17 protein-coding genes and 2 pseudogenes are annotated in these 24,668 nt (G+C 64.4%); 12 read left to right on the top strand and 7 right to left on the bottom strand.

Annotation, left to right across the window (positions count from 1 at the left end; genetic code table 11):
- Together HAP40_RS04280 and HAP40_RS04275 are read left to right on the top strand one after the other, a co-directional pair.
- Entirely contained in the window at positions 1-2,517 is a 2,517-nt protein-coding gene (locus tag HAP40_RS04280) for a glycogen/starch/alpha-glucan phosphorylase (protein WP_166818956.1), read from the top strand.
- A gap of 223 nt (positions 2,518-2,740) precedes the next feature.
- A complete protein-coding gene (locus HAP40_RS04275) occupies positions 2,741-3,556 on the top strand; it encodes an acyl-CoA thioesterase (RefSeq protein ID WP_166818957.1) in 816 nt (271 codons plus the stop codon).
- A 234-nt stretch (positions 3,557-3,790) separates the two neighbouring features.
- On the opposite strand, the gene HAP40_RS04270 is transcribed toward HAP40_RS04275, so the two are convergent.
- From HAP40_RS04270 to HAP40_RS04260, 3 genes are all read right to left on the bottom strand, one after another.
- Positions 3,791-5,407: a phosphoenolpyruvate carboxykinase gene (locus HAP40_RS04270; RefSeq protein WP_166818958.1), complete on the bottom strand. Its 1,617-nt coding sequence runs from the start codon at positions 5,405-5,407 to the stop codon at positions 3,791-3,793.
- Positions 5,408-5,694: 287 nt separating this feature from the next.
- Positions 5,695-8,292 carry a CHAT domain-containing tetratricopeptide repeat protein gene (locus HAP40_RS04265; protein WP_166818959.1) on the bottom strand — a complete coding sequence of 866 codons (2,598 nt, stop codon included), beginning with the start codon at positions 8,290-8,292 and terminating at the stop codon, positions 5,695-5,697.
- 64 nt (positions 8,293-8,356) lie between these two features.
- Positions 8,357-9,106 (bottom strand): HugZ family protein, encoded by a 750-nt coding sequence (locus tag HAP40_RS04260; RefSeq protein ID WP_166818960.1) that lies wholly within the window; start codon positions 9,104-9,106, stop codon positions 8,357-8,359.
- Between the two features lie 240 nt (positions 9,107-9,346).
- Here HAP40_RS04260 and HAP40_RS04255 point away from each other — a divergent pair, with 240 nt between their 5' ends.
- From HAP40_RS04255 to HAP40_RS04235, 5 genes are all read left to right on the top strand, one after another.
- Positions 9,347-10,048 (top strand): response regulator transcription factor, encoded by a 702-nt coding sequence (locus tag HAP40_RS04255; RefSeq protein WP_008542552.1) that lies wholly within the window; start codon positions 9,347-9,349, stop codon positions 10,046-10,048.
- A 116-nt stretch (positions 10,049-10,164) separates the two neighbouring features.
- The gene (locus HAP40_RS04250) at positions 10,165-11,961 is read left to right on the top strand and encodes a sensor histidine kinase (protein ID WP_166818961.1); all 1,797 of its coding nucleotides are present in this window, start codon (positions 10,165-10,167) and stop codon (positions 11,959-11,961) included.
- Between the two features lie 11 nt (positions 11,962-11,972).
- Positions 11,973-12,452, top strand: a complete 480-nt coding sequence (locus HAP40_RS04245; RefSeq protein WP_246741176.1) for an HPr kinase/phosphorylase — start codon at positions 11,973-11,975, stop codon at positions 12,450-12,452.
- Between the two features lie 208 nt (positions 12,453-12,660).
- On the top strand, positions 12,661-13,062 hold the full coding sequence (locus HAP40_RS04240) for a PTS sugar transporter subunit IIA (protein ID WP_007597752.1): 402 nt from the start codon (positions 12,661-12,663) through the stop codon (positions 13,060-13,062).
- Entirely contained in the window at positions 13,059-13,376 is a 318-nt protein-coding gene (locus HAP40_RS04235; RefSeq protein WP_166818963.1) for an HPr family phosphocarrier protein, read from the top strand. Before HAP40_RS04240 ends, HAP40_RS04235 begins: the two co-directional genes overlap by 4 nt.
- 120 nt (positions 13,377-13,496) lie before the next feature.
- Here HAP40_RS04235 and HAP40_RS04230 read toward each other — a convergent pair whose 3' ends face one another.
- On the bottom strand, positions 13,497-15,122 hold the full coding sequence (locus HAP40_RS04230; protein ID WP_166818964.1) for a glycosyltransferase family 39 protein: 1,626 nt from the start codon (positions 15,120-15,122) through the stop codon (positions 13,497-13,499).
- Between the two features lie 113 nt (positions 15,123-15,235).
- Here HAP40_RS04230 and lepA point away from each other — a divergent pair, with 113 nt between their 5' ends.
- Positions 15,236-17,047 (top strand): translation elongation factor 4, encoded by a 1,812-nt coding sequence (gene lepA, locus HAP40_RS04225; protein ID WP_166818965.1) that lies wholly within the window; start codon positions 15,236-15,238, stop codon positions 17,045-17,047.
- A gap of 195 nt (positions 17,048-17,242) precedes the next feature.
- On the opposite strand, the gene HAP40_RS04220 is transcribed toward lepA, so the two are convergent.
- Genes HAP40_RS04220 through HAP40_RS04210 form a run of 3 tightly spaced genes read right to left on the bottom strand, consistent with a single transcriptional unit; the run spans position 17,243 to position 20,230 of the window.
- Positions 17,243-18,259, bottom strand: coding sequence for a methyltransferase (locus HAP40_RS04220; RefSeq protein ID WP_166818966.1), 1,017 nt, complete (start codon positions 18,257-18,259; stop codon positions 17,243-17,245).
- Between the two features lie 25 nt (positions 18,260-18,284).
- Positions 18,285-19,265, bottom strand: a complete 981-nt coding sequence (locus tag HAP40_RS04215; protein WP_166818967.1) for a Bug family tripartite tricarboxylate transporter substrate binding protein — start codon at positions 19,263-19,265, stop codon at positions 18,285-18,287.
- Positions 19,266-19,309: 44 nt separating this feature from the next.
- A complete protein-coding gene (locus HAP40_RS04210; RefSeq protein WP_166818968.1) occupies positions 19,310-20,230 on the bottom strand; it encodes a DUF1127 domain-containing protein in 921 nt (306 codons plus the stop codon).
- A gap of 178 nt (positions 20,231-20,408) precedes the next feature.
- Here HAP40_RS04210 and HAP40_RS04205 point away from each other — a divergent pair.
- From HAP40_RS04205 to HAP40_RS04190, 4 genes and pseudogenes are all read left to right on the top strand, one after another.
- Positions 20,409-20,692: pseudogene (locus tag HAP40_RS04205) on the top strand (winged helix-turn-helix domain-containing protein); the annotation flags it as partial.
- Positions 20,693-20,899: 207 nt separating this feature from the next.
- A pseudogene (locus HAP40_RS37290) lies at positions 20,900-21,221 on the top strand (winged helix-turn-helix domain-containing protein); the annotation flags it as partial.
- A 1,013-nt stretch (positions 21,222-22,234) separates the two neighbouring features.
- Positions 22,235-23,203 carry an ABC transporter substrate-binding protein gene (locus HAP40_RS04195; protein ID WP_166818970.1) on the top strand — a complete coding sequence of 323 codons (969 nt, stop codon included), beginning with the start codon at positions 22,235-22,237 and terminating at the stop codon, positions 23,201-23,203.
- Positions 23,204-23,308: 105 nt separating this feature from the next.
- Positions 23,309-24,529 carry an MFS transporter gene (locus HAP40_RS04190; protein WP_166818971.1) on the top strand — a complete coding sequence of 407 codons (1,221 nt, stop codon included), beginning with the start codon at positions 23,309-23,311 and terminating at the stop codon, positions 24,527-24,529.
- Positions 24,530-24,668 lie beyond the last annotated feature (139 nt).

Genomic DNA, 24,668 nt, shown 5'->3' with positions numbered 1-24,668 from the left:
TTGCAAGATCAATCGTTCCAGCCAAATTTTCCCGCCCCCGGCCAGCCCGTCGACGAGCTCGCGCTGGCTGAGATCAAGGGCGCGATCCTGGCGAAGCTGCGCCTTGCCATCGGCAAGGACGCGGGCATGGCAACCAAGCACGACTGGTACCAGGCCGCGGCGCTGGCGCTGCGCGACCGCATCGTGCACCGCTGGCTCACGGCCGAGAAGCACAGTTACGACGCAGGGCGCAAGCGCGTCTATTATCTTTCGCTCGAATTCCTGATCGGCCGCCTCTTCACCGACGCGCTCAACAACATGGGCCTGCTCAAGATCTTCGAGGTCGCGCTCGGCGATCTCGGCGTCTCGCTGCCCGAGCTGCGCAAATGCGAGCCGGACGCGGCGCTCGGCAATGGCGGCCTCGGCCGCCTCGCCGCCTGCTTCATGGAGAGCATGGCGACGCTGTCGATCCCCGCGATCGGCTACGGCATCCGCTACGATTACGGCCTGTTCCGCCAGATCATCAATCAGGGCTGGCAGCAGGAATATCCGGACGAATGGCTGAGCTTCGGCAACCCCTGGGAATTGCAGCGGCCCGAGGTGATCTACGACATCAATTTCGGCGGCAGCGTCGAGCATGTCGACGACAAGGGCCGCGACCGCGCGATCTGGCATCCCGGCGAGACCGTGCAGGCGATCGCCTACGACACGCCGATCGTCGGCTGGCGCGGCCAGCACGTCAACGCGCTCCGCCTGTGGTCGGCGCGCTCGCCCGATCCGCTGAAGCTCGATGCCTTCAACAGGGGCGATTATGTCAGCGCCAGCGCCGAACAGTCGCGCGCGGAGGCGATCTGCAAATTCCTCTATCCGAACGACGAAAGCCCGGCGGGCCGCGAGCTGCGGCTGCGCCAGGAATATTTCTTCGTCTCGGCCTCGCTCCAGGATCTGGTGAAGCGCCACCTCGGCTCGGACGGCCAGCTGCGCAGCCTCGCCAGCAAGGTCGCGGTGCAGCTCAACGACACCCATCCGAGCCTCGCCGTCACCGAGTTGATGCGGATCCTCGTCGACCTCCACAATTTCCGCTGGGACGAGGCCTGGAAGATCACGGTCGCCACGCTCTCCTACACCAACCACACGCTGCTGCCCGAGGCGCTCGAGACCTGGCCGGTCGAGCTGTTCGAGCGGCTGTTGCCGCGGCATCTGGAGATCATCTACCGCATCAACGTGCAGCATCTGGCGCTCGCTGAGGCGCGCTGCCCCGGCGACATCGACTTCCGTGCCTCGGTCTCGCTGATCGACGAGAAGAGCGGCCGCCGCGTGCGCATGGGGCAGCTCGCCTTCGTCGGCTCGCACCGCATCAACGGCGTCTCGGCGATGCACTCCGACCTCATGCGCGAGACCGTGTTCCACGATCTCAACCATCTCTATCCCGGCCGAATCACCAACAAGACCAACGGCATCACCTTCCGCCGCTGGCTGATGCTGGCGAACCCGAAGCTGACCGACCTGTTACGCGAGACCTGCGGCGAGGCCGTACTCGACGATCCGACCCAGCTCAGCCTGATCGAGGCCCGTGCCAGCGACGCCGAATTTCAGAAGAAATTCCGGGCCGTCAAGCACGCCAACAAGGCGGCGCTGGCGCGGCTGATCGGCGAGCGGCTCGGCATCAAGGTCGATCCCGGCGCGCTGTTCGACGTGCAGATCAAGCGCATCCACGAATACAAGCGCCAGCTCCTCAACGTCATCGAGACCGTCGCGCTGTACCAGGCGATCAAGGACGATCCCAACGGCAATTGGGTGCCGCGGGTGAAGATCTTCGCCGGCAAGGCCGCGGCGAGCTACAAATACGCCAAGCTGATCATCAAGCTGATCAACGATGTGGCCGAGGTCGTCAACAACGATCCCGCGATCGGCGGCAAACTGAAGGTCGCCTTCCTTCCCGACTACAATGTCAGCCTCGCCGAAGTGATCATCCCCGCGGCCGACCTCTCCGAGCAGATCTCCACCGCCGGCATGGAAGCTTCCGGCACGGGCAACATGAAGCTGGCGCTGAACGGCGCCATCACCATCGGCACGCTCGACGGCGCCAATATCGAGATACGCGACCATGTCGGCGCGGAGAACATCGCGATCTTCGGCCTGGAGGCCGGCGACGTGATGATCCGTCGCAAGCAGGGGCTGGATGCCTCCGACATCATCCGGAATTCGCCGAAGCTCCAGCGCGCCATCAATGCGATCGGGACCGGCGAATTCTCGCCCGGCGATCCCGGCCGCTTCGAATCCATCGCGCACGCGCTGCGCCATCTCGACCATTACATGGTTAGCGCCGATTTCGACTCCTATTACGAGGCCCAGCGTGCGGTCGACGCGCGCTGGCTGGTCTCGCCGGCCTGGACGCGCGCCTCCATCCTCAACGTCGCGCGTATGGCGTGGTTCTCCTCGGATCGCACCATCCGCGAATATGCCGAGGAAATCTGGAACGTGCCGGTCAATCCGACCACGCCGCTGCTGCCGAACCTGCGCGACGCCGCGGGCTGATTTTCCGCGACGTGAAATCGGCGTTACCTGCGAGGTTATTGCATCAGGCGCAACGGATGATGATATGATTGTCATCATTCCCACAGCGGCGTTAGTGAGACGGACGCTGTAACGCCGAACGTCGTCATTGCGAACGCAGCGAAGCAATCCAGGTTCTTTCCGCGGAGACAGTCTGGACTGCTTCGCTGCGCTCGCAATGACGGCGGGCCATCGAGGACCAACAATGCACGCCAAGCTCCCGCACCCGTTCGACGACGCCACCCGCATCACCGCGGGCGACTCCAGCTGGCAGGGGCACACCAGCGACGATTACTGGGCCTTTGTCGGCCCGTTCGGCGGCGCCACAGCGGCGACCATTTTGCGCGCGCTGATCGACCATCCGGAACGCGCCGGCGATCCGCTCGCGCTCACCGTCAATTACTGCGCGCCGATCGCCAAGGGTCCGTTCGATCTCGACGTGCGGCTGGTGAAGGCCAACCGCTCCAGCCAGCATTGGAGCGTCGAGCTCAGCCAGGGCGGGGGCGAGGTCGCGACGCTCGCCACCGCCGTGTTCGCCGAGCGCCGGCCGTCCTGGGAGCACAGGGTGGCGCAGTGCCCGGACGCCAAGCCGTTCGAAGAGACGCTGCCGTTCCCGAAGATCTCGGCGTCGTGGGCCAACCAGTACGAATTCCGCTTCATCGAGGGCGAGATGCGGATCGGCCCGCCGCAGGCCGAGCTTGCCAGCACCTATTCAAAAATCTGGATCAGCGACCGCACGCCGCGCAAGCTCGACATGCTGTCGCTGATGTCGATGTCGGACGCCTTCTTCGGCCGCATCTTCCACGCGCGGCGCGAGCTGGTGCCGTTCGGCACGGTGTCGCTGACGACCTATTTCCACACCGGCAGCGAAGAGCTCGCGACTGAAGACATCACGCGCGTGCTCGCGACGGCGGACTCGAAGATCATGCACAGGAGCTACGCCGACCAGAACGGCGAGCTCTGGTCCCCGAACGGACGGCTGCTCGCGACGACGACCCAGATCGCCTATTTCAAGGCCTAAGGCCCCACCCCAATGTCGTGCCGGCGAAGGCCGGAACCCATAACCACGGGAGAAGTTTGGCGAAGACTCGTCGTTATTCTTCTTCGCCGGTACCCGCACAGCATTCCCTCGATAGATCACGCGGTATGGGTCCCGGCCTGCGCCGGGACGACACTGAGTGTGTGGTTCGCGCTCACGGCTACAAACAAAAAGGGCGGCCTCGCGGCCGCCCTTTTGCATTTCAAGCGAAGAAGCTCACTCCGCCGCCAGCTTCACGTCCGGTGCAGCCGCGCGCACTTCAGCGTCGACCTGGGCTTCGAACTTGGCAAAGTTCTTCTGGAACATGCCGACCAGCGCACGGGCGGTCTTGTCGAACTCGTCCTTATCCTTCCAGGTGTTGACCGGGTTGAGGATCTCAGCCGGCACACCCGGCAGCGCGGTCGGGACCGCGAAGCCGAAATATTTGTCGGTGCGGAATTCGACGTTGCGAAGCGAGCCGTCGAGCGCGGCGGTGAGCAGCGCGCGCGTCACCTTGATCGGCATGCGCGAGCCGACACCATACTTGCCGCCGGTCCAGCCGGTGTTGACCAGCCAGCAGTCGACATTGTGCTGGGCAATGAGGTCGCGCAGCATGTTGCCGTAGACGGATGGATCGAGCGGCAGAAAGGGCGAGCCGAAGCACGTCGAGAATTCCGGCTGCGGCTCGTTGCCGAGACCGCGCTCGGTGCCCGCGACCTTGGCGGTGTAGCCCGAGAGGAAGTGATACATCGCCTGCGCCGGCGAGAGCTTTGCGATCGGGGGCAGCACGCCGAAGGCGTCGGCGGCGAGCATCACCACGTTCTTCGGTTGCGGCGCGCGGCCGGTGGGCGAGGCGTTCGGGATGAAGTCGAGCGGATAGGCCGAGCGCGTGTTCTCGGTCTTGGAACCATCGTCAAAGTCCACCACGCGGGTGTCCTCGTCGAGCACGCAGTTCTCGAGCACGGCGCCGAAGCGCGTGGATGCAGCAAAGATCTCGGGCTCGGCTTCCTTGGACAGCTTGATGCACTTGGCATAGCAGCCGCCTTCGAAATTGAAGATGCCGTTCGGGCCCCAGCCGTGCTCGTCGTCACCGATCAGCGTGCGGTTCGGATCGGCCGACAGCGTGGTCTTGCCGGTGCCCGACAGGCCGAAGAAGATCGCGGCGTCGCCCTTGGCGCCGACATTGGCCGAGCAGTGCATCGGCATCACGCCGCGCTCGGGCAGATAGTAGTTCAGCGTGGTGAAGACCGACTTCTTCATCTCGCCGGCATAATAAGACCCGCCGATCAGGACGATCTTGCGGGCGAAGTCGATTGCGACGACGTTCTCCGAACGGCAGCCATGACGTTTGGGATCGGCACGGAAGCTCGGCATGTCGATGATGGTGAGCTCCGGCACGAACGTCGACAGCTCGATCGCCTCGGGGCGGATCAGAAGCGTGCGGATGAACAGCGAATGCCAGGCGAGCTCGGTGAAGACGCGCGTCTTGATCCGGTAGGCCGGATCGGCGCCGCCATAGAGGTCCTGCGCGAACAGGCGCTTGCCTTCGGCGTGCTTGAGGAAATCCTGGTAGAGCGTCTCGAACTGCTCCGCGGTGATCGATTGGTTGCCGGCCCACCACATCTTCGTGTCGGTGGTGGCGTCACGCACCGTGAACTTGTCCTTCGGGCTGCGGCCGGTGAACTCGCCGGTGTCGGCGCAGAGTGCGCCGTCGGCGGACAGCACCGCCTCACCCGACGAGAGCGAGTATTGATAGAGTTGCGGCGCACCGAGGTTCCAGTGAACCTGCTTGAGCTTCTTTAAGCCAAATTTGTCGGCGCCGAAGGCACCGTTGCGCACGCCCGTCTCTTGCACGAAAAAATCCTCCTAGAACCCGCGACACTCAGCGCGATCAAGTTTGGCGCCGTCGCGGTCACCGTGATTAATGCGCCGTTCCGGCCTCAGCTGGAACGACCTAATACTGATGAACGCTGGCGTTGCCAAGCTGATCCCGTAGGATTTGGTTTATTCAAAGACCGCGCCAAACGTCGCGCATGTCAGCCCTGAGCGGCCACATCGAAAAAGCACGAATGATCGCGCAACCAAATGCATGTTTGAGCGTTACTCCCGGTTATTGCGACGCACAATGCCGGACGCGCTTCTTATCTTACCTCACCTTCGCCGATAAGCGCGAACGGCGCCCACATCGCGGGATATGCATTGCGCGGTGACGAGGCGTCGTCGAGATAAGTCAGCATCGCGCGGCGCAAGGCTTCGGCGCGACCGATCTTCGGTTGGTTCTTGAGCAGCTCGAACGTCGTCGTGGTCAGGCGCGTGGCCGCTTCCGAATCCACCGCCCAGTGCGAGACCAGGAGCGCGCGGGCGCCGGCATAGAAGAACGAGCGCGCCAGGCCCGACAGGGCCTCAGCGCCGGGCTTGTCGCCCGCGATGGTGTTGCAGGCCGACAGCACCACCCAATCCGCATTGAGCTTGAGCTGGGCGACTTCGCTCGCGGTGAGAAGGCCGTCGTCGAGGTCCGATGGCTGATCGGGAATGGAGAGCGCAAGCGAAGGTTCGCCCAGTCCCTTGATGTCGCCGGCGACGAGGCCGTGCGTGGCAAAGTAGATGATGCCGTATTGAGCAAGCGCTGCACGCTTGAGCGTCGTTTCACTGGCATCGCGGCCGAGATGGATGTCGGCCTCGGCGGCGCCGACATCCCTCGCCACCGCGTTCAGCTCGTCCGCAGTATCCGGCAACTGCGGCAGCGCCTGCGCCAGCCGGGCGCGATCGACGCCGGCGCCGCGCCAGAAATCGGTGTAGGCGGCGGTGGCGATGCTGCGCGCCGCGACCTTGCCGTTCGCAGCACGACGCTCGGCCGGCCCTTCCAGCGCCGGGTTGAACACGGGATCGCCGAAACCCGTCATCGGCTTGACGCTGTGATCCCTCCGCGCGAAGGCGCGCAGCGATTTCAGGCTGATCACCGACGGCAACACCGACACGGCCTGACGCCGCAACAGCCAGGCGGCGCTGCGATAGCCTTCGAGCTTGTCGGGGATCGCAGCCTGCGGCTTCTCTGTGACCAGCAGATGAAACGGCAATGCGGTCAGCGCCGCCGACGGCACCACCAGCAAATTGCGCTTGTCCTTCGTCAGCGCCTCGACCGGGCCGAGCAGCGCGACATAGAGGTCGTTGGCGAGCCCGAGGTCGAACAATCCGGCTTTGCCGGACGCATCGCGCGCCTTGCCGACATCGAGCCCCTTGCGGAAGGAAGTGACCTTCTGCGTCACCGCATCCGCGCCGAGCGGGATCTCCCTCCAGTCGACGCCCTCGCGCGTGATCGCGATGACGTAACTCTGCTTGTCGACGACGGAATAGACCACCATCGCCTCGTCGGCCGACAACAAGGCCTGAATGTCCTTGACCGCCAGCGGCAGTGGGTTGGAGAGCGAGGCATAGTCGGGAAATTCGACGGCGAGGGTCTTCTGCAATCCGCTGCGCTGGTTCGCGATTCCCGCGATCCGCGCGCGGCTGCGCTGCTCAGCGTTCGCGTCGCGCTGGGCAGATGGTTTCGAGACCGCAGCAATGATCGCCTTGTCGAGCGCTTCGGACTCGGCGGCGAGATCCTGATCCTTGCGCACGAGCTCGGCAAGCCGGTCGCTGCCGGCGGCCAGCCGCACCGCGAGCTTGTTCACGGCGGAGGCGGCGGAGGATTGCGTGCCGCGCTGGATCGCCGCCAGCGCCTCGTCCAGCGCCTTGTCGTCCGCCAGGAGATGCTGCTGTCGCGCGGAAAACAGGATCGGCAGCACCACGCGCAACTGCGCACGATTGTTGGCGAGCGTCCTGTCCGCGAGCGGCAAGGCCTCGGCCGTCCGCCCCGACACCTGGAGGAAGGAGGCGAAATTGCTGGTCGAGATCGCGACGTCGGGGTGATCGGGTCCGAATGCGCGCTCGCGGATCGCCAGCGCGCGGCGATACAGCGGCTCGGCCTCGGCATAGCGCTGCTGGTGCTGATAGAGACCGGCAAGATTGTTCAGCGAGCGGGCGACGTCGGGATGCTCCGGCCCCAACACCTTCTCGCGGATCGCGAGCGAGCGCTTGATCGGCGCCTCGGCATCGGCGTCGCGCTTGAGGTCGCGATCGACCTGACCGATGTTGTTCAGCACGGTCGCGACCGCGGGATGTTCGGGCCCGGCGGCCTTCTGATAGATCGCGAGCGCCCGCCGGAACAGCGGCTCGGCCTCGGCAAAGTGCTCCTGCTTGACGTAGAGCGTGGCCAGATTGTTGAGGGCCTGGCCGACGTCCGGATGCTCACGCGACAGGCTCTTTTCACGAACCGCAAGCGCGCGCCTGAACAGCGGCTCGGCCTCGGCGAAGCGGCCCTGCCGCTGATACAGCGCCGCGAGATTTGTCAGCTCGGCCGCCACCAGGGGCGTGTCGAGGCCCAGCGACTTTTCCAGCAATGCGATCGCGCGCTTGTAGAGCGGCTCGGCCAGATCGTCGCGGCCCTGGCCGGCATGGATCTGACCGAGATTGTTGAGCGCACCGGCGAGATCGCGGCCATTATCGCTCTTCTCGAGGCTTGCAACCATCGCCTGTGCGAGCGGCAGGGCTTCCGAATATTTGCCGGCTTTGCTGAGCTCGTTGATCCTGGCGCTCTGCGCCGCAAGATTGCCGTTCTGGGCGAGAGCGGCCGCGGGCAGGAATGTGCTCGCCGCGAGCGCGAGACCTGCGACCAGCGCCAGCCGATTCCATCTTGCCATGAACACTCTCGCTGCCGCCGCCAGACCGATTACGATCTTGGGTCGCAGCGATGGGCGGCGGCGTTCAAAGTGTTGCGCCCTGGTCCATCTTCTTGCGCGCCTCACCAGCGAACCGGACCAGCATCTTGCGCAGTGAGGTGCCGTCCATCACCCGCTCCGGAAAGTCCAGCCGCAGCGCGGACTGATCCAGCTGCATGTCGAGGCCTTCCGGATCGCAGCCGGTGCAGCGCCAATCGCCCGCGGCTGCGCCAAGGAGCTGCGTCGCATAGAGGTTCATGGCGTCGCGATGGTCGGCATTCATGTGCGCCACGGCGCCCTCTTCCGCCGCCAGCAGGTCCTCGGCCCCGGCGAGGTCCGTGAGAAACTGCTCGGGCTTGAGATCGACGATCCGGCCGAAACCCGCAACCAGATGGGTCCCGGTGGGCCGGATCCGGAAGAAGGCGAAATCCTTAAACGAAACAAAGTCTTCTGCGGAGGGATGGGCATTGAGATACCGCCGCCGGAGCAGGTCCTTGTCGGCGTCGGCCTGCTCCGCCCGGCCGGACAGCATGATCCGGGCGCCTTCCAAGGGGTCGCCGGCGGCGCGCTCGTCCAGCATCAGGGAGACCCGGCTGTCCGCCAGGATGTTCCTGGTGTGCACGGCAAGGCGCGAGATCAGCAGGATCGGCGAGCCGTCGGGATGGCTCGCCAGATTGACCAGGGAACAATAGGGATCGCCGCTGCCGGCCATCAGGGTGGCCAGGGCCCCCTGCCGCGACCGTCGCAGCAGCGATTTGGCGAGTGTTCCGGGGTCGAAATCGGTGGTCGGTTGCATCGGCTTTCTCGGGTCAGGTGGTTGCAAGGGGGGCCTTTTTTCGGGTAAACGGGGGCCAGGTTATGGGTCGAGATGCGGCGAATCTGCCGTGTTTCGTGGAACTTGGTCACACTTCAGCCCAGCTTGCATTGCTCGGTAACCAAGTTTGAAAGCCAGTTCGGCACCCATGTATGCGGCGCATCACTGAATTGCTCGCCGTTTCAAGCCACGACCCAAACGGAAAGCAGAAAGCAGAGGCTCATGCCCACAATCGCTTTGGTCGACGACGACCGCAACATTCTCACATCCGTCTCGATCGCGCTGGAAGCCGAAGGCTACCGCATCATGACTTACACCGACGGCGCCTCCGCGCTGGACGGCTTCCGCACCACCCAACCCGATCTCGCCATCCTCGACATCAAGATGCCGCGCATGGACGGCATGGAGACGCTGCGCCGTCTCAGGCAGAAATCCGACCTGCCGGTGATCTTCCTGACCTCCAAGGACGAAGAGATCGACGAACTGTTCGGCCTCAAGATGGGCGCCGACGACTTCATCCGTAAACCGTTCTCGCAGCGCCTTCTGGTCGAGCGCGTCAAGGCGGTGCTGCGCCGCTCCGCGCCGAAGGACCCGACCGTCGCGCCGAAGGAGAACGATGCCAAGGCGCTCGACCGCGGCCTTTTGCGCATGGATCCGGAACGGCATACCTGCACCTGGAAGAATGAGCCCGTGACGCTGACCGTCACCGAATTCCTGATCCTGCAGGCGCTCGCGACCCGGCCCGGCGTGGTGAAGAGCCGCAATGCGCTGATGGACGCCGCCTACGACGATCAGGTCTATGTTGACGACCGCACCATCGACAGCCACATCAAGCGGCTGCGCAAGAAGTTCAAGGTGGTCGACAACGAGTTCGAGATGATCGAGACGCTCTACGGCGTCGGCTACCGTTTCAAGGAAGCCTGAGGCTCACACAGCTTCACGAAAGACGAGAGCATCACCGGTTCTGATTTCCTCGGGACCGGGATCCCTCTAGGATGCGGGGACCTTCTCAACGAGCCGTCCTAACGCGGGCGTAAGCATTGCTTGACCGAACGCAGCCTGACCACAACCAGAGCGCCGGGGATGTCGCATCCGACGGCGTTCAGGAGCACATTGCCGAAGACAAGCCGCAGGGCTTCCGGCCGCTGAACTGGCTGAAGCGCGCCGGGCAGTTCTTCTTCGCGCTGTCCTTCTCGAGCCTGACCCGCCGCATCGTCTCGCTCAACCTCGCCGGCCTCGTCGCGCTGGTCGCCAGCATCCTCTACCTGTCGCAATTCCGCGCCGGCCTGATCGACGCGCGCGCGCAGAGCCTTCTGGTGCAGGCCGAGATCATCGCCGGCGCGATCGCAGCGTCTGCGACCGTGCAGACCAACGCGATCACCATCGACCCCGACCGCCTGCTCGACCTCAAGCCGGGCGAAACCTATGGCGGCTCAGACGAATATTCGCCGCTGGATTTCCCGATCAATCCGGAACGCGTGGCGCCGGTGCTGCGCACGCTGATCTCGCCGACCAAGACGCGCGCCCGAATCTACGATCCGAACGGCAGCCTGCTGGTCGACAGCCGTAACCTCGAGAACGTGCTGCGCTACAATTTGCCGCCGCCGGCCGAGAAGCCCGGCATCGTCGAGCGCGGCATGGTCGCGGTGCGCACCTGGCTGAACCGCGGCGACCTGCCGCTCTACCGCGAGCTCGGCCCCGAGAACGGCAATGGCTATGCGGAGGTGGGCGACGCGCTGCAGGGCCAGAAGCGCTCGATGGTGCGGGTCAATTCGCGCGGCGAGGTGATCGTCTCGGTCGCGGTCCCCGTGCTGCGCTCACGCGCCATCCACGGCGCCTTGATGTTGTCGACACAAGGCGACGACATCGACCAGATGGTCACCGCCGAGCGTCTCGCCATCCTGAAGGTCGGCGGCGTTGCGGCCGCGGTCATGATCATGCTGTCGCTGCTGCTTGCGAGCACGATCGCAGGTCCCGTGCGCCGGCTCGCCGACAGCGCCGAACGCGTCCGCCGCCGCATCAAGGCCCGCATCGAGATCCCTGATTTCACCCGCCGGCGCGACGAGATCGGCCATCTCTCGGGTGCACTGCGCGACATGACCAGCGCACTCTACAGCCGCATCGAGGCGATCGAGATGTTCGCCGCCGACGTCGCCCATGAGCTGAAGAATCCGCTGACCTCGCTGCGCTCGGCGGTCGAGACGCTGCCGCTGGCGCGCAACGAGACCAGCCGCGCGCGCCTGCTCGAGGTGATCGAGCACGACGTCAAGCGGCTCGACCGTCTCATCTCCGACATCTCGGACGCCAGCCGCCTCGATGCCGAGCTGCAGCGCCAGGATGCGCTTCCGGTCGACCTGCGCCGTCTGCTGACGACGCTGGCGTCTGTCGCCAACGAGACCAAGCTCGGCCACGACGTCGCGGTCGAGACCCGCTTCGAGGGCCGCAGCCCGTCCGACAATTTCGCCGTGACCGGCCACGATTCACGGCTCGGACAGGTCGTCTCAAACCTGCTCTCCAACGCGCAATCGTTCTCGGAGCGTGGCAGCAAGGTGCGCCTCGTCTGCCGCCGCGTGCGCGGCGAGATCGAGATCGTGGTCGACGACGACGGTCCCGGCATCCGCGACGACGCGCTGGAGCGCATCTTCGAGCGCTTCTACACCGACCGTCCGCATCAGGGCTTTGGCCAGAACTCCGGCCTTGGTCTTTCGATCTCCAAGCAGATCGTCGACGCCCATGGCGGACGCATCTGGGCCGAGAACCGCGCAGGCCCGCCGGACGACGAGGGCGTGCCGACGGTCGCGGGCGCACGCTTCGTGGTGAGACTGCCGGCGCTATGAGCGAAGGCCGCTTGGATGAAGCCAGCTTGAATGAAGGCAGCTCGAACGAAGGCGGCCCAAGCGTGCACGCCTCCGCCGTCAAGATCGGGACGTCAGCCGTGCTGATCCGCGGACCCTCGGGCTCGGGCAAGTCGCGCCTTGCCTTCGATTTGATCATGGCGGGGCGATCAGGCGTGGTCGAAAGAGCCGTTCTGGTCGGCGATGACCGTGTCCATCTGGCGACAGTCGGCAATGAAATTGAGGTGCGGCCCGCCCCTCGCCTGGCTGGCCTGATCGAGATCCGGGGCTTGGGAATCCGACGCTGCGACTTCGTGGAGCATGCGACCGTAGGCCTCGTGGTCGATCTGGACGCAACGGACGCGGAACGGCTGCCGCCGACCGAAGCCCTAAAAACAAGCATTTTAGGTGTCGAATTACCGCGAATTCCGATCAGCCGCGGCTATTCGCCCCTCCCGCTGGTTGTCGCGGCCTTGACCACTACCAAGAGTTAACCTTCTGCTAAGCCCTCAGGCGATTGTTTGAAGGGAAATGGTAACCATATGAACCCCACTATCGCGACCGAATAGACCGGCGCAGCTCCCCTTATCCATCCGTCTAGATTCAGGGAGATACGCAACATCCCCCCTTGCGCGGGGGCGCTGGATGGTCAAAGTGGCGCGTTCGTGCGGTGCACCAAAAGCGCCCGCGAGGAGTTTTCCGATGATTGGTCTAGTACTTGTGACCCACGGGCGCCTTGCCGACGAATTCAAGGCAGCGCTTGAGCATGTCATGGGCCCACAAAAGCAAATCGAAGCGATCACGATCGGCGCCGAGGATGATTCCGATCTCTGCCGAAGCGACATCATCGAGGCGGTTAACCGCGTCGATTCCGGCGACGGCGTTGCGATCCTCACCGACATGTTCGGCGGCACGCCGTCGAACCTCGCAATATCCTGCATGAGCCGGCCCAAGGTCGAAGTGCTCGCGGGCATCAACCTGCCCATGCTCGTGAAGCTCGCGAAGGTGCGCGAGGAGCGCCCGCTGCCCGACGCGATCGCGATGGCGCAGGAAGCCGGCCGCAAATACGTCACCATCGCCAGCCGCGTGCTCGCCGGCAAATGAGCGGCGACGCGCCACAAGCGGGGACTGGCGTGCCCGCGGGCGCGATATCCAAGGAGCTTCTGATCATCAACAAGCGCGGCCTGCACGCCCGCGCCTCGGCGAAATTCGTCCAGGCGGTCGAGCGCTTCAACGCGCAGGTGTGGGTGACGCGCGGCGGCGAGACCGTCGGCGGCACTTCGATCATGGGCCTGATGATGCTCGCTGCCGGTCCCGGCACGACGATCACGGTGGCCGCGACCGGCGAGGAAGCCGAAGCGGCGCTCGCGGCGATCACCGAACTCGTTGAAAGCAAGTTCAACGAGGAAGGGGTCTGAGCCACACGCTCGGCGCCGTAGGGTAGCCAAAGGCGCGACGCGCCGTGCCCACACTCTCTTTCGACAATCACAATTGACGTGGTGGGCACGCTGCGCTTTGCCCACCCTACGGCAGCTCGGCTATTTCGCCGGCGGTGCGATGTAGATGTTCCAGGTCATCGCCGGACCGGCTTTGCCGTGGGTGAAGCGGCGCGTGGTCATCACGATGCGCTCGGCATTCGGCGCGATCTCCGACACCCATTTCTCGAAGGCGGGCAGGCGGCCGTCGGTCGGATCGAACACGCCGATGAAGCCGTGTGCCTTGGCGTCCTCGAGGGAGGTCAGCCCGGAATTCCAGGGCTCGAGCGGCATGAACGCGGCGGGATGATCCGGGCTGTAGAACACCATCGGCTGGATCGATTCCATCGTGCCGGCAACGACCGCCCAGCGCGAGGCAAAGCGCGCGTGCCAGGCCTGCGTCAGCTCGCGCGCCAGCTCCGAGCGCCCGCCATAGGTCGCGGTGTTGCCGGTATTGGCCGCCATCTCGCGCGCGGCGATCCAGGGCGCTGCGGCGAGCGTCGCCGCGCTGATCACGAGCCAGATCATGGCGATGTTGAACAGCACGGCGCCCTGGACCCGCAAGGCGGGGATTGCGACCAGCGCCAGGGGCACCAGGAAGAACAGCGAGATGCCCCAATCGGTCTTCATGTAGACGCTGAAAACCAGTGCGCCGAGCGGTGGGCCGAACGCAACGATGATCTGGATGATCCAGACATTGAGCGCCTGCGAAAAATTGACGCCCGGGTTGGGCCCGCGCGCCCAGGCCCGCGTGACGATGCGCAGCGGCGCGCGCAGCAGCAGCGCGCCCCATGGCGGCACCAGCGCCATAGCGAGCGCGGCGAGCGCCACCGGCAATGCCAGCAGCGCGGCATTGTGCAGGACATAGCCGGCGACGAGCTGGTGCATCAGGCGCGCGTCCTGCAGGCTGTAGGTGTCGCCGGCATAGGTCAGCGGCACGAAATGCGCATCCGCCAGCCAGACGATGTGCGGGACCATCGCCGCCATCATCGTCGCGATCGCGACCCATGGCGCCGGCGAGGACAGGAAACGCAGCCGCTCGGGATGGATCAGCGCGGCAAGGCCGATGGCGCCGATCATGGTCAGCACCCAATATTTGGTCATCAGCGCCAGCGCGCCGGCGAGGCCAAGCAGGACGCCGGATTGCCAGCTCCGCTTGGCGAACGCGTTGAGATAAGCGAGCACCAGCAGCGGCAGGGTGACGAGCTGGAGCAGATCCGGATTGTACTTGAACCCCTTGAAATTGAAGATCGGGTAGAGCGCGATCATCACCACGACCAGGAAGGCACGCCGCGCGTCCACCACGCGCAAGGCAACCAGCCAGCAAATCACCATGCCGGCGCCCACCGTCGTCATCGCGAGCGCATAGGTCGCCCAGTCCGCCGCCGGGAACAGCTTGAACCAGAGCCCGGCAACCCAGCCCGACAACGGCGGGTGCTTGCCGTAGCCCCACAGGAATTTCTGGCCCCAGCCATAGGCTTCTGCGACGTCCATGTGAACGTCCTGCGCCGCCTTCAGATTGATCAGGATGAAGGTCCAGAGCACCGCGTGCAGGATGGCGAACTGGATCACCAGCCACAATCCCGCCTCGGGGCGGGTCGCGCAGGCGACCAGCCAGGCCCGGAAGCGGTCATAGCTCAGGCGGGTCTTCGCGCGCGTTCTGGCAGAGGGGATCGAAGTCGTCGACATGGCCGTTGCCTAGCGCGTTTTGGCCCGCCGTGGAATCAGCTTGGCGTGAACAAAGACCCTGAAAATACAGCAATATGGTTGCCGCACGGGGATGTGAGTGGTATCCCGCGCCCATGACGACCGTGCCCATTTCCAACATCCGCAATTTCTCCATCGTCGCCCATATCGACCATGGCAAATCGACGCTGGCCGACCGCCTGATCCAGATGACCGGCGGCCTCTCCGACCGCGAGATGGCGGGCAAGGAGCAGGTGCTCGATTCCATGGACATCGAGCGCGAGCGCGGCATCACCATCAAGGCGCAGACGGTGCGTCTTTCGTACCGCGCCAAGGACGGCAAGGACTACATCTTCAACCTGATGGACACGCCCGGCCACGTCGACTTCGCCTACGAGGTCTCGCGGTCGCTGGCGGCGTGCGAAGGTTCCCTGCTGGTGGTCGACGCCAGCCAGGGCGTGGAAGCGCAGACGCTCGCCAACGTCTATCAGGCGCTCGACAACAATCACGAGATCGTCCCGGTCCTGAACAAGGTCGACCTTCCCGCGGCCGAGCCCGAGAAGATCAAACAGCAGATCGAGGACGTCATCGGCATCGACGCCTCGGACGCCGTGATGATCTCGGCCAAGACCGGCCTTGGCGTGCCCGACGTGCTGGAAGCCATCGTCACCCGCCTGCCGCCGCCGAAGGGCGATCGCGAGGCGACGCTGAAAGCGTTGCTGGTCGACAGCTGGTACGACGTCTATCTCGGCGTCGTCGTCCTCATTCGCGTCGTCGACGGCGTCATGAAGAAGGGCAGCCGCGTGCGCATGATGGGCACGGGCGCGGCCTATGACGTCGAGCGCGTCGGCTTCTTCACGCCGAAGATGCAGCAGGTCGACGAGCTCGGCCCCGGCGAGATCGGCTTCATCACCGCCGCGATCAAGGAAGTCGCCGACACCCGCGTCGGCGACACCATCACCGACGACAGGAAGCCGGTCGCCGACATGCTGCCGGGCTTCAAGCCGGCGATCCCCGTGGTGTTCTGCGGCCTGTTTCCGGTCGATGCCGACGATTTCGAGACGCTGCGCGCCGCGATGGGCAAGCTGCGGCTGAACGACGCCAGCTTCTCCTTCGAGATGGAAACCTCCGCCGCGCTCGGCTTCGGCTTCCGCTGCGGCTTCCTCGGCCTGCTTCACCTCGAGATCATCCAGGAGCGGCTGTCGCGCGAGTTCGATCTGAACCTGATCGCGACCGCGCCGAGCGTCATCTACAAGATGAAGCTCACCGACGGCACCGAGCTCGAGATCCACAATCCCGTCGACATGCCCGACGTGGTCAAGATCGCCGAGATCGACGAGCCCTGGATCGAGGCGACGATCCTCACGCCGGACGAATATCTCGGCAGCGTTCTGAAACTATGCCAGGACCGCCGCGGCTCGCAGAAGGAGCTCACCTACGTCGGCTCCCGCGCGATGGTGAAATACGATCTGCCACTCAACGAGGTGGTGTTCGACTTCTACGACCGCCTGAAGTCGGTCTCCAAGGGCTACGCCTCGTTCGACTATCACCTCACCGACTACAAGGCGGCCGACCTCGTCAAGATGCAGATCCTGGTCAATGCCGAGCCGGTCGATGCGCTTTCGATGCTGGTCCATCGCACCCGCGCGGAAGGGCGCGGCCGCGCCATGGTCGAGAAGATGAAAGAGCTGATCCCGCCGCACATGTTCCAGATCCCGATCCAGGCGGCGATCGGCGGCAAGGTGATCGCCCGCGAAACGGTGCGCGCGCTGCGCAAGGACGTCACCGCAAAGTGCTACGGCGGCGACATCACGCGTAAGCGAAAGCTTCTGGAGAAGCAGAAGGAAGGCAAGAAGAAGATGCGGCAGTTCGGCAAGGTCGACATCCCGCAGGAGGCCTTCATCGCCGCGCTGAAGGTGGACAGCTGAGGCAACGTCGCCGGCCTCGCGAGCCGCGCCTAGAACAAAAAGTGCGAAAACAACCCCATGCACAGTAGCCAGAGCCTTGCCGGCATTATGTTTTTTGTTTTTCCGAATTAGACTTGACACGTCGGGCAAAACACTGGCAGGATGGCATCCTTGCAGCTGACGTGACCGGCAGGCGCAAGGACCGCCGCCCGGCAGTCAATGTCCAACCTTTCGGAATTCGACCAGGCTGAACGAGCCGATACCGCTGGTCCCGACGAAGGCGAAGCCGGCCAGGACGCCAAGTCTGCGATACTCGGCTTCCGTCCGCTCGCGGCCGCCCGGCCCCGTCAGCATATTGAGGTCGCTCATAACGCAGGAGCGGTCCTGGGTCCCGGTGGTCGCAAGCTCCGGCATGATCCGCTCGATCACGATTAACGTTCCGCTGGCCGGCAGCGCGTCCCGGCAGTTACGCAGAATGACCTCGCAACGATCGTCTTTCCAATTGTGCAGGATGCTTTTCATCAGGATCGTGTCGGCGCCGCTCGGGACCTTCTCGAAGAAGCTGCCGGCGACGAACCGACAGCGGTCTGCGATGCCAAGCCGATCGAAATGCGCATGCGCTCCTGCCTCGCAGCGCGCGAGGTCGAAGGCGATGCCCTGAAGATGCGGATTGTGCTTGACCACGCTACCGATCAATTCGCCGGTGCCGCCGCCGAGATCCATGACAACGCGCGCCGTGGCGAGGTCGTGGGCCACGACGATCTTTGGAACGATGCTCCGCGTGAGGCTGACCATCGCGGCATTGAACCGGCGGATGAATTCCGGCTGATTGCTCATCGCGGCATAGCGATCGTCGCCACCGCCGCGCAACTCGCCCGCGGTCTTGCCCGAGCGAACGGACTCGACCAGTCCGTTCCAGGATTGCGCGAGTATCTCGGCCTCAAAGAGAACCCAGTCCTTGAAAGAGGGCTCGGCGGTCTCGTCGAGCTGCCGGCCGAGATCGGTCATGGCAAACCGGTCCCGGTCTGCCTGCCTGCACAGGCCAATCGTCGTCAGGCCGACGAGCAGCCTGCGCAACGCATTTTCGTCGGCGGACACGAGCCGGGCGAGTTCGGCCACCGACTTCGCCTCATCGCGGAGGGCTTCGGCGAGATTGAGCTTCGCCGCCGTATAGATCACCGCGGTGATGCGATGCGACTGCACGAGATCATGCACGGATGCTGGCTGGTTCATGTGTTGCCTCCTGTCAATGCCGCGCTCAATCGGTCGGGACGAACCCGGTTGCCTGCACAATCGTCTTCCACCGGTCGGATTCGGATGCGATCAGCCGGGCGAAGTCTTCCATGGCGATCACGTCGGGCTCGACGGCCAGCTTTGCCATGCCGGCCCTGACCTCGTCGGTCCGCAAGGCCGCCTGGATCGCGGCATTGAGCTTCTCGACGATCTGCGTCGGCGTCCTCGCCGGAACGAAGAACGCAAACCATGTGAGGTCCTCGAGCGACGGATATCCGGCTTCCCGCACCGTCGGCACCGCCGGAACGAACGGGCAGCGACGCGGCCCGGTGGTCGCCAGTGCGCGAAGATCTCCAGATTGGACAAGTCCGAGCGAGCTGCCGATCGGCATGACAGCCGCCGCAATCACGCCCTTGGCCAGATCCTGAATAGCGCCGCCGCCTTGATAGGGCACGTGAAGAAAATCGAAGCCCGCGCCGCGACCCAGCATCGTCCCGAGAAAATGCAGCGTGGTGCCTGCACCCGGCGTGCCAAAGGTCGCGAGCTTCGGATTGGCGCGACACCAGGCCACAAAATCCGCCAGCGTCTTGATTTCGGCCGGCACCATCGGACCGACCGTCAGCAATGTCGGGGTCGAGGCGACGGTCGACACCGGCGTGAAATCGCGCGGCTGGTATCTCAGCGTCTTGTAGACGTGCGGAAAGAACATCATGAAGCCGAGCGGCGCGAACAGCATAGCCGAGCCGTCGGCGTCGGCACTCTTCGCCGCCTCCACCGCGATGCGACCGCCTGCGCCCGGCCGGCTCTCGACCACGATGGTTTCCGCATAGCTGCTCATCTGCCCGGCCACGAGCCGCGCCAAGGCGTCCTGGAATCCCGGCGTGAAGCCCGTCAGTATGTGCACGGTTTTTGAAAGTGGCTTTGCCAGCGCGCGCGACACGCGGCACGAGGCGGAAATCGCCCCACAGGCCGCCGACGCGATCATTAGGTCGCGACGTGTGATCATCACCTGTCTCCCTGACCGAGCCCAGACCATGAGATCGCAGCATGCTACCTGAGCATCGCTGCGGCCTCTGGAGCTATGGATGTATCGGGTCGCACGAACACGAAGCGAGATATCGCAGATATCTGCGTATCCTCACGGCCGTCCTGGCCGATCAGGACGAGGCCTGCACCGCCATTGGCCACCGTCAGGACGACGGATTCCCCCGACCACGTCCGGACAGGTTGCATCGCGATGATAAGAAACTCACCGATGGGCTGGTCCAAATACTGAAGTCTCAGCTGGGGCGCGGTTTCGGGGGGCGCGAGAGCAAAGCCGAGCTCTTGTGCACGCGCATAGATTTCCCGCAACGACGCTGTCGCGCCTTGAAGGCCGAGCTCGGCGACCGACAAAGCGACAAGCTCAAGCTCCGCCCTCTTGGGACTCAAGGTAAAGGCCGGTCGAGCCAGTATTTCAGCGGCGGCGTTTCCGACGCCGCACCCCATTGCACTCATCGCGTTGCCAAGCGCGAAAGTATCCTTGAACGTGCCGAGTTGGATCGTCTTCCACACTGAAACTTCTGCGGCGTGGCCCACTGGTATCGCCGATCCGGCGGCCGGTGGAACTGGCTTGACTGCCAGATGCCTCCGCAGGACATCTTTGCCAGTGCATTGAGCATTGGCGCGATCCGCGGAAATCAAGCCAAGAGAGTTGACGAGCAACAAGATCGCAAGCGCATTGCCGACGTGCCCGCGTGTCGAACGATGGGGCCTTGCACTGCCTTGCTGCAAGGCAATGTAGTCAATCTCGGCACGCGTCGTGCCGAGATCCATCAGCTCCCGATCGCTGAGGGCAGAGAGAGCGGCTTGGGCTCTCCGCCGACTGCGGCGCTTCTGCCATGCACTCCAGACCCACAGGAAAAGACCGGTAGCTCGCTGCGCGGGTGTGGCAGTCCGTCGCGCCGGCGCAACGCCGTGGATGGTGCTCATCGGCGATATCCCTTGTCGATATCCCTTGGCGATACCTTCAGCGATGGCAGGATGTCAGGACTTCGCCGGGCACGCTTGACGTGCGGCTTACATTTTCCTGACCGGCGCCTTACTTTACGGCCCGGCAGGTGCAGAGACGGCTTCATTCGAGGGAGCGTTGGTACAGGAGTGCGGCAATTTGCGCTATCTCTTCGATGATTACGTGCTCGACACGGATCGGCGCGAGTTGCATCGCGGGCTGATGCTGTTTCCGTTGCGCCGCAGGTCTTCGACATTCTCGGCTATTTGATCAGCAACAGGGAGCGTGTCGTCAGTAAGGACGACCTCATGAACGCCATCTGGAAGGGGCGCATCGTATCGGATGCCGCGCTTACGACCCGCATGAACGGCGTTCGCACGGCAGTCGGAGATTGCGGGGAAGCGCAGCGCCTGATCAAGACGATCCCGCGCAAGGGCTTCCGTTCAAGGGCTTCCGTTTCGTCGGAGCAGTTCGGGAAGTTCGGAAGGGTCTCTGCGAAGCGGGCCTTCTGAACAGGTGCGGCGCTGCCACCCCCTGACCGGGTGGACTAATATTCGCGGCTTACATTTTTGCTACCGAAGGTTTATCGTCCACGGGGTAACTGGTCCCGCGCCCTCGGAGGATAGAGGGCAGGCGTGGGGAATGGTGCCATGCGCTATTTCTTCGAGGACTGTGCGTTGGACACCGAGCGGCGCGAGTTGCGGCGCGGCCCGGATGTCGTGCCCACTGCACCCCAAGTTCTGGATCTGCTCGAATATTTGATCCGCAGCAGGGAGCGCGTCGTCAGCAAGGACGATCTCGTCAACGCGATTTGGAATGGCCGGATCGTATCCGATGCGGCGCTGACCACCCGGCTGAACGCCGTCCGACGCGCGATCGGTGATTCCGGTCAGCAACAACGTCTCATCAAGACATTTCCACGAAAGGGCTTTCGTTTCGTGGGCGCTTTGCACGATGAGGATCGGGGACCAGAAACGGCGGCAGCGGTTACGGTCCCAGTTGCCTCTGCAATCGCTGTTGACGAACGGCGATCCGCCGGCCGGCTGGAGGACATCAGAGGCCGTTTGACGCTCGTCGGCAGCGTGCTGGCGTCGGTCGCCGCCATCGGCGCAATTGCCGGCGGCCTTGTCGGATACTGGAATGTCTGGAAGATGGTCCGTACCGACGCAAAACGGGAAGCTCAAAATATCCAAGGACATCAGGCGGTCAGGCCCGAGATCGCGCCTCGTCTCTCTCTCGTCGTGTTGCCCTTCGCCAGCCTCAACGACGATCCAGCGCAGGACGCCTTTGCCGATTCGATCTCGACAGATTTGACGACCGATCTCGCGCGAACGCCCACAACGCTCGTTGTTGGACGCGACACCGCCTTGACCTACAAGAAGACGATCGATTTGCAGCAGCTCGGGACGGATCTCCGCATCCGCTGGGCCGTGCGGGGTGCAGTGAGACGCGACGGAGACCGGGTGCGGATCAACGTATCTCTCACCGACCTCCAGACCGCCCGCGACATATGGTCGGATCGGTTCGACGGCAACCTCGCGAATCTGGCCGTCTTGCGGGATACCATCACAGCACGGCTTCTCTGCGTCGCACATTTGCATCTCCATCAACATGAAGAAGCCCTCCAACAGTGCAGCCGCACCCTGAATATGACCGGCGCGGATTTCCAGGCTTACATCGGCCTGATCTCGGCTTACGGGTGGACGGGGCAAATGGTAGGGGAACGCGGCGGCGGCAACGAAACTGCGGCACAAGGCACGTCCTAAGCCCCATCAGGCATCTCCCCTAGCAAGTCGCGGTGAAGCGACGCCGGCATCCTGCGAGCTGCCGACCGAGTGCCTACTGCCGATCTCTGATCCCAACGCGCGATCCGCATGACTTGCTCCGTGTCTGGCCCGCGATCGTTGCGTGCGACCATTTTGGCTCGCGAGCATTTGAAACGTGCTATGATCCGGCCATCGCACGGCAGTTTCGAGCGAGGTCAGATGAGACGGCGCGCATTCATCGGGCTGGTAACCGGAGCAATCGGCTGGCCATTCATCGCACGCGCCCAGCCGTCCCCCGCAACACCGCGCGTCGTCCACCTGGGACCCGTCGAAATTCCCACTCAGATCGCTGCAACCAGAAGGCTGCTTGCCGAGCTTGGTTACGTCGAAGGGCGGATAAGACTCGAGTTTCGTCACGCGGCGGGAGATGCGGACGCGCTGCCAGCACTCGCGCAGGAGATCGTCCGGGATGGCCGGGTGGACGTGATCATCGCAATCAGCACACCTGCCGCTCTCGCGGCCTACAAGGCAACGCGAACAATTCCGATCGTGACCCTTGCTGCCGTTGACCCGGTCGCGTCCGGACTGGCCGACAGCCTCGCCCGTCCCGGCCGCAACGTGACCGGCATCGCGGTTTTTTCGGAAGAGACCACCGTGAAGCGGGTCGAGCTCATGCGGGAGATCCTGCCCCAGGCCGCCCGCCTCGGGACTGTCACGACAAAGGTGACGAGCGGTGCGCAGAGTCTCACGCCTGTGCTGGAGAGCGGCCGCAAGCTCGGCTTCGAGGTTGAAGCAATCAACATCGATGATCCCGCCAATATCGGCGAGATCATGAGCCCGGACAAGCTCGCCCGATTTGACGGACTTGTTTTCGTTCCGGACGTCGTGCTCAGCGCCCACGCGGCCGAAGTCGTCAGGCTGGTGAATCTGAGCAAGAAACCTGCGATCTTTGCTTCACCAGACTGGGTCGCCAATGGCGCCTTGATGTCATTTGGCCCCGACTTTGCAGACGCAGCGCGGCGCTTGATTGCACAGGTGGATCGCGTTCTGCGGGGCGCAAAGCCAGGCGACCTGCCTTTCGAACGACCGACCAAGTTCGACCTCAGGATCAATCTCCGCATCGCCAAGGCCCTGGGTCTCGATTTGCCTGCAACCGTCGTCGCCCGCGCCGACGAAGTGATTGAATAGCCCGCAGGATCCTACGCGTGTATCACCCAGCCTTGCCCTCTCCCGGCAGATAGGCCACCATCCGCAACGCGCATCACCAACAAAACCAAAAGCGCGAGGAAACGCATGAGCAAGCCGTCACGCTTCGATTATGGCTGGGTCGTTGTCGCCGCGGGTGCGCTGATGACCTGTGTCGGGTTCGGCACGATGCTGTCGCTGGCGGTGTTCCTGCAGCCGATCTCGGACGCGATGGGCTGGTCGCGCGCCGGCGTGTCTGCGGCGGCGACGCTGGACTTCCTCTGCATGGGCGTGGCCGCGTTTCTCTGGGGCGCGCTGTCGGACCGGTTCGGCACCCGCATCGTGGTGCTCTCGGGAAGCGTGCTGCTGGGGCTTGGTCTCGTCACCGCGAGCCAGGCGGCAACCTTGTGGCAGTTCCAGCTTTGCTTCGGTGTGCTGATCGGCGTTGCCGCCGGCAGCTTCTATGCGCCGATGATGGCGCTCGCGAGCGCGTGGATCGAGAAGAACCGCAGCCTTGCGGTGGCGCTGGTCTCCGCCGGCATGGGCGTCTCGCCGGTGACGATCGCGCCGACCGCGAGCTGGCTGATCACGGCCTATGACTGGCGCACCGCGATGCTGGTGATCGGCATCGCCGCCTGGGCGCTGCTGATCCCCGCCTGCTTCCTGGTGCGTCCGGCGCCGCAAGCTTCCGGCTCTGCGACTGCGGACGCCGCGCCGGAGGTCGAGCTGACCGCGGCGCAGGCGCTGCGCACACCGCAATTCATCGCGCTCGCCGCGGCCCACTTCGCCTGCTGCGCCGCGCATTCCGGCCCGATCTTCCACATGGTGTCCTATGCGATGGTCTGCGGCATCGCCCCGCTCACCGCGGTGACGGTCTACAGCGTCGCCGGCATCTCCGGCCTCGGCGGCCGCCTGCTGTTGGGCGCGCTGGCCGATCGGTTCAGTGCAAAGCCGGTGCTGGTCGGCGGGCTCCTCGTGCAGGCGATGTGCATCGCGACCTATCTCGCGGTGGCGCAGCTCGGCGAATTCTACGCGCTCTCGGCGGTGTTCGGCCTCGCCTATGGCGGGGTGATGCCGCTCTACGCGGTGCTGGTCCGCGAATTCTTCGGCGCGCGCATCATGGGCACCGTGTTCGGCGCGGTGTCGGCCTTCGCCAGCCTCGGCATGGCGCTCGGGCCCTGGGCCGGCGGGCTCGTGTTCGACAATTTCCAGCGCTACACATGGCTGCACGCCGGCTCCTTCGCGATCGGTCTTGCGGCGGTCGCGGTGGCGCTGAGTTTTCCGACGAGGCGCCGGCAAACGCTCGATCTCGGCCGCGCCGCCGCGTGACGGGGCAAGCCGGACCATCGCAGCGGATCGCAATACGAGGCAAAGCCCCAATCGTCGCGACGAAATCGGTGTTGGGATCGCCCCGGGGTGCGACCGATGGATCTTTCCAAAGCGCGATGAAATCGAGGCAACATCGCGT

It is taken from the genome of Bradyrhizobium sp. 1(2017) (assembly GCF_011602485.2).
GTDB lineage: Bacteria > Pseudomonadota > Alphaproteobacteria > Rhizobiales > Xanthobacteraceae > Bradyrhizobium.
The sequence above is the reverse complement of the archived record's forward strand: the minus strand, read 5'-3'. Positions and strand labels throughout refer to the sequence as shown.

Coding starts and splice junctions, on each gene's coding strand:
- HAP40_RS04275 (WP_166818957.1), top strand. CDS start 2,741: ATGCACGCCAAGCTCCCGCACCCGTTCGACGACGCCACCCGCATCACC.
- HAP40_RS04265 (WP_166818959.1), bottom strand. CDS start 8,292: ATGGCAAGATGGAATCGGCTGGCGCTGGTCGCAGGTCTCGCGCTCGCG.
- HAP40_RS04260 (WP_166818960.1), bottom strand. CDS start 9,106: ATGCAACCGACCACCGATTTCGACCCCGGAACACTCGCCAAATCGCTG.
- HAP40_RS04255 (WP_008542552.1), top strand. CDS start 9,347: ATGCCCACAATCGCTTTGGTCGACGACGACCGCAACATTCTCACATCC.
- HAP40_RS04240 (WP_007597752.1), top strand. CDS start 12,661: ATGATTGGTCTAGTACTTGTGACCCACGGGCGCCTTGCCGACGAATTC.
- HAP40_RS04235 (WP_166818963.1), top strand. CDS start 13,059: ATGAGCGGCGACGCGCCACAAGCGGGGACTGGCGTGCCCGCGGGCGCG.
- HAP40_RS04230 (WP_166818964.1), bottom strand. CDS start 15,122: ATGTCGACGACTTCGATCCCCTCTGCCAGAACGCGCGCGAAGACCCGC.
- lepA (WP_166818965.1), top strand. CDS start 15,236: ATGACGACCGTGCCCATTTCCAACATCCGCAATTTCTCCATCGTCGCC.
- HAP40_RS04220 (WP_166818966.1), bottom strand. CDS start 18,259: ATGAACCAGCCAGCATCCGTGCATGATCTCGTGCAGTCGCATCGCATC.
- HAP40_RS04215 (WP_166818967.1), bottom strand. CDS start 19,265: ATGATCACACGTCGCGACCTAATGATCGCGTCGGCGGCCTGTGGGGCG.
- HAP40_RS04210 (WP_166818968.1), bottom strand. CDS start 20,230: ATGAGCACCATCCACGGCGTTGCGCCGGCGCGACGGACTGCCACACCC.
- HAP40_RS04195 (WP_166818970.1), top strand. CDS start 22,235: ATGAGACGGCGCGCATTCATCGGGCTGGTAACCGGAGCAATCGGCTGG.
- HAP40_RS04190 (WP_166818971.1), top strand. CDS start 23,309: ATGAGCAAGCCGTCACGCTTCGATTATGGCTGGGTCGTTGTCGCCGCG.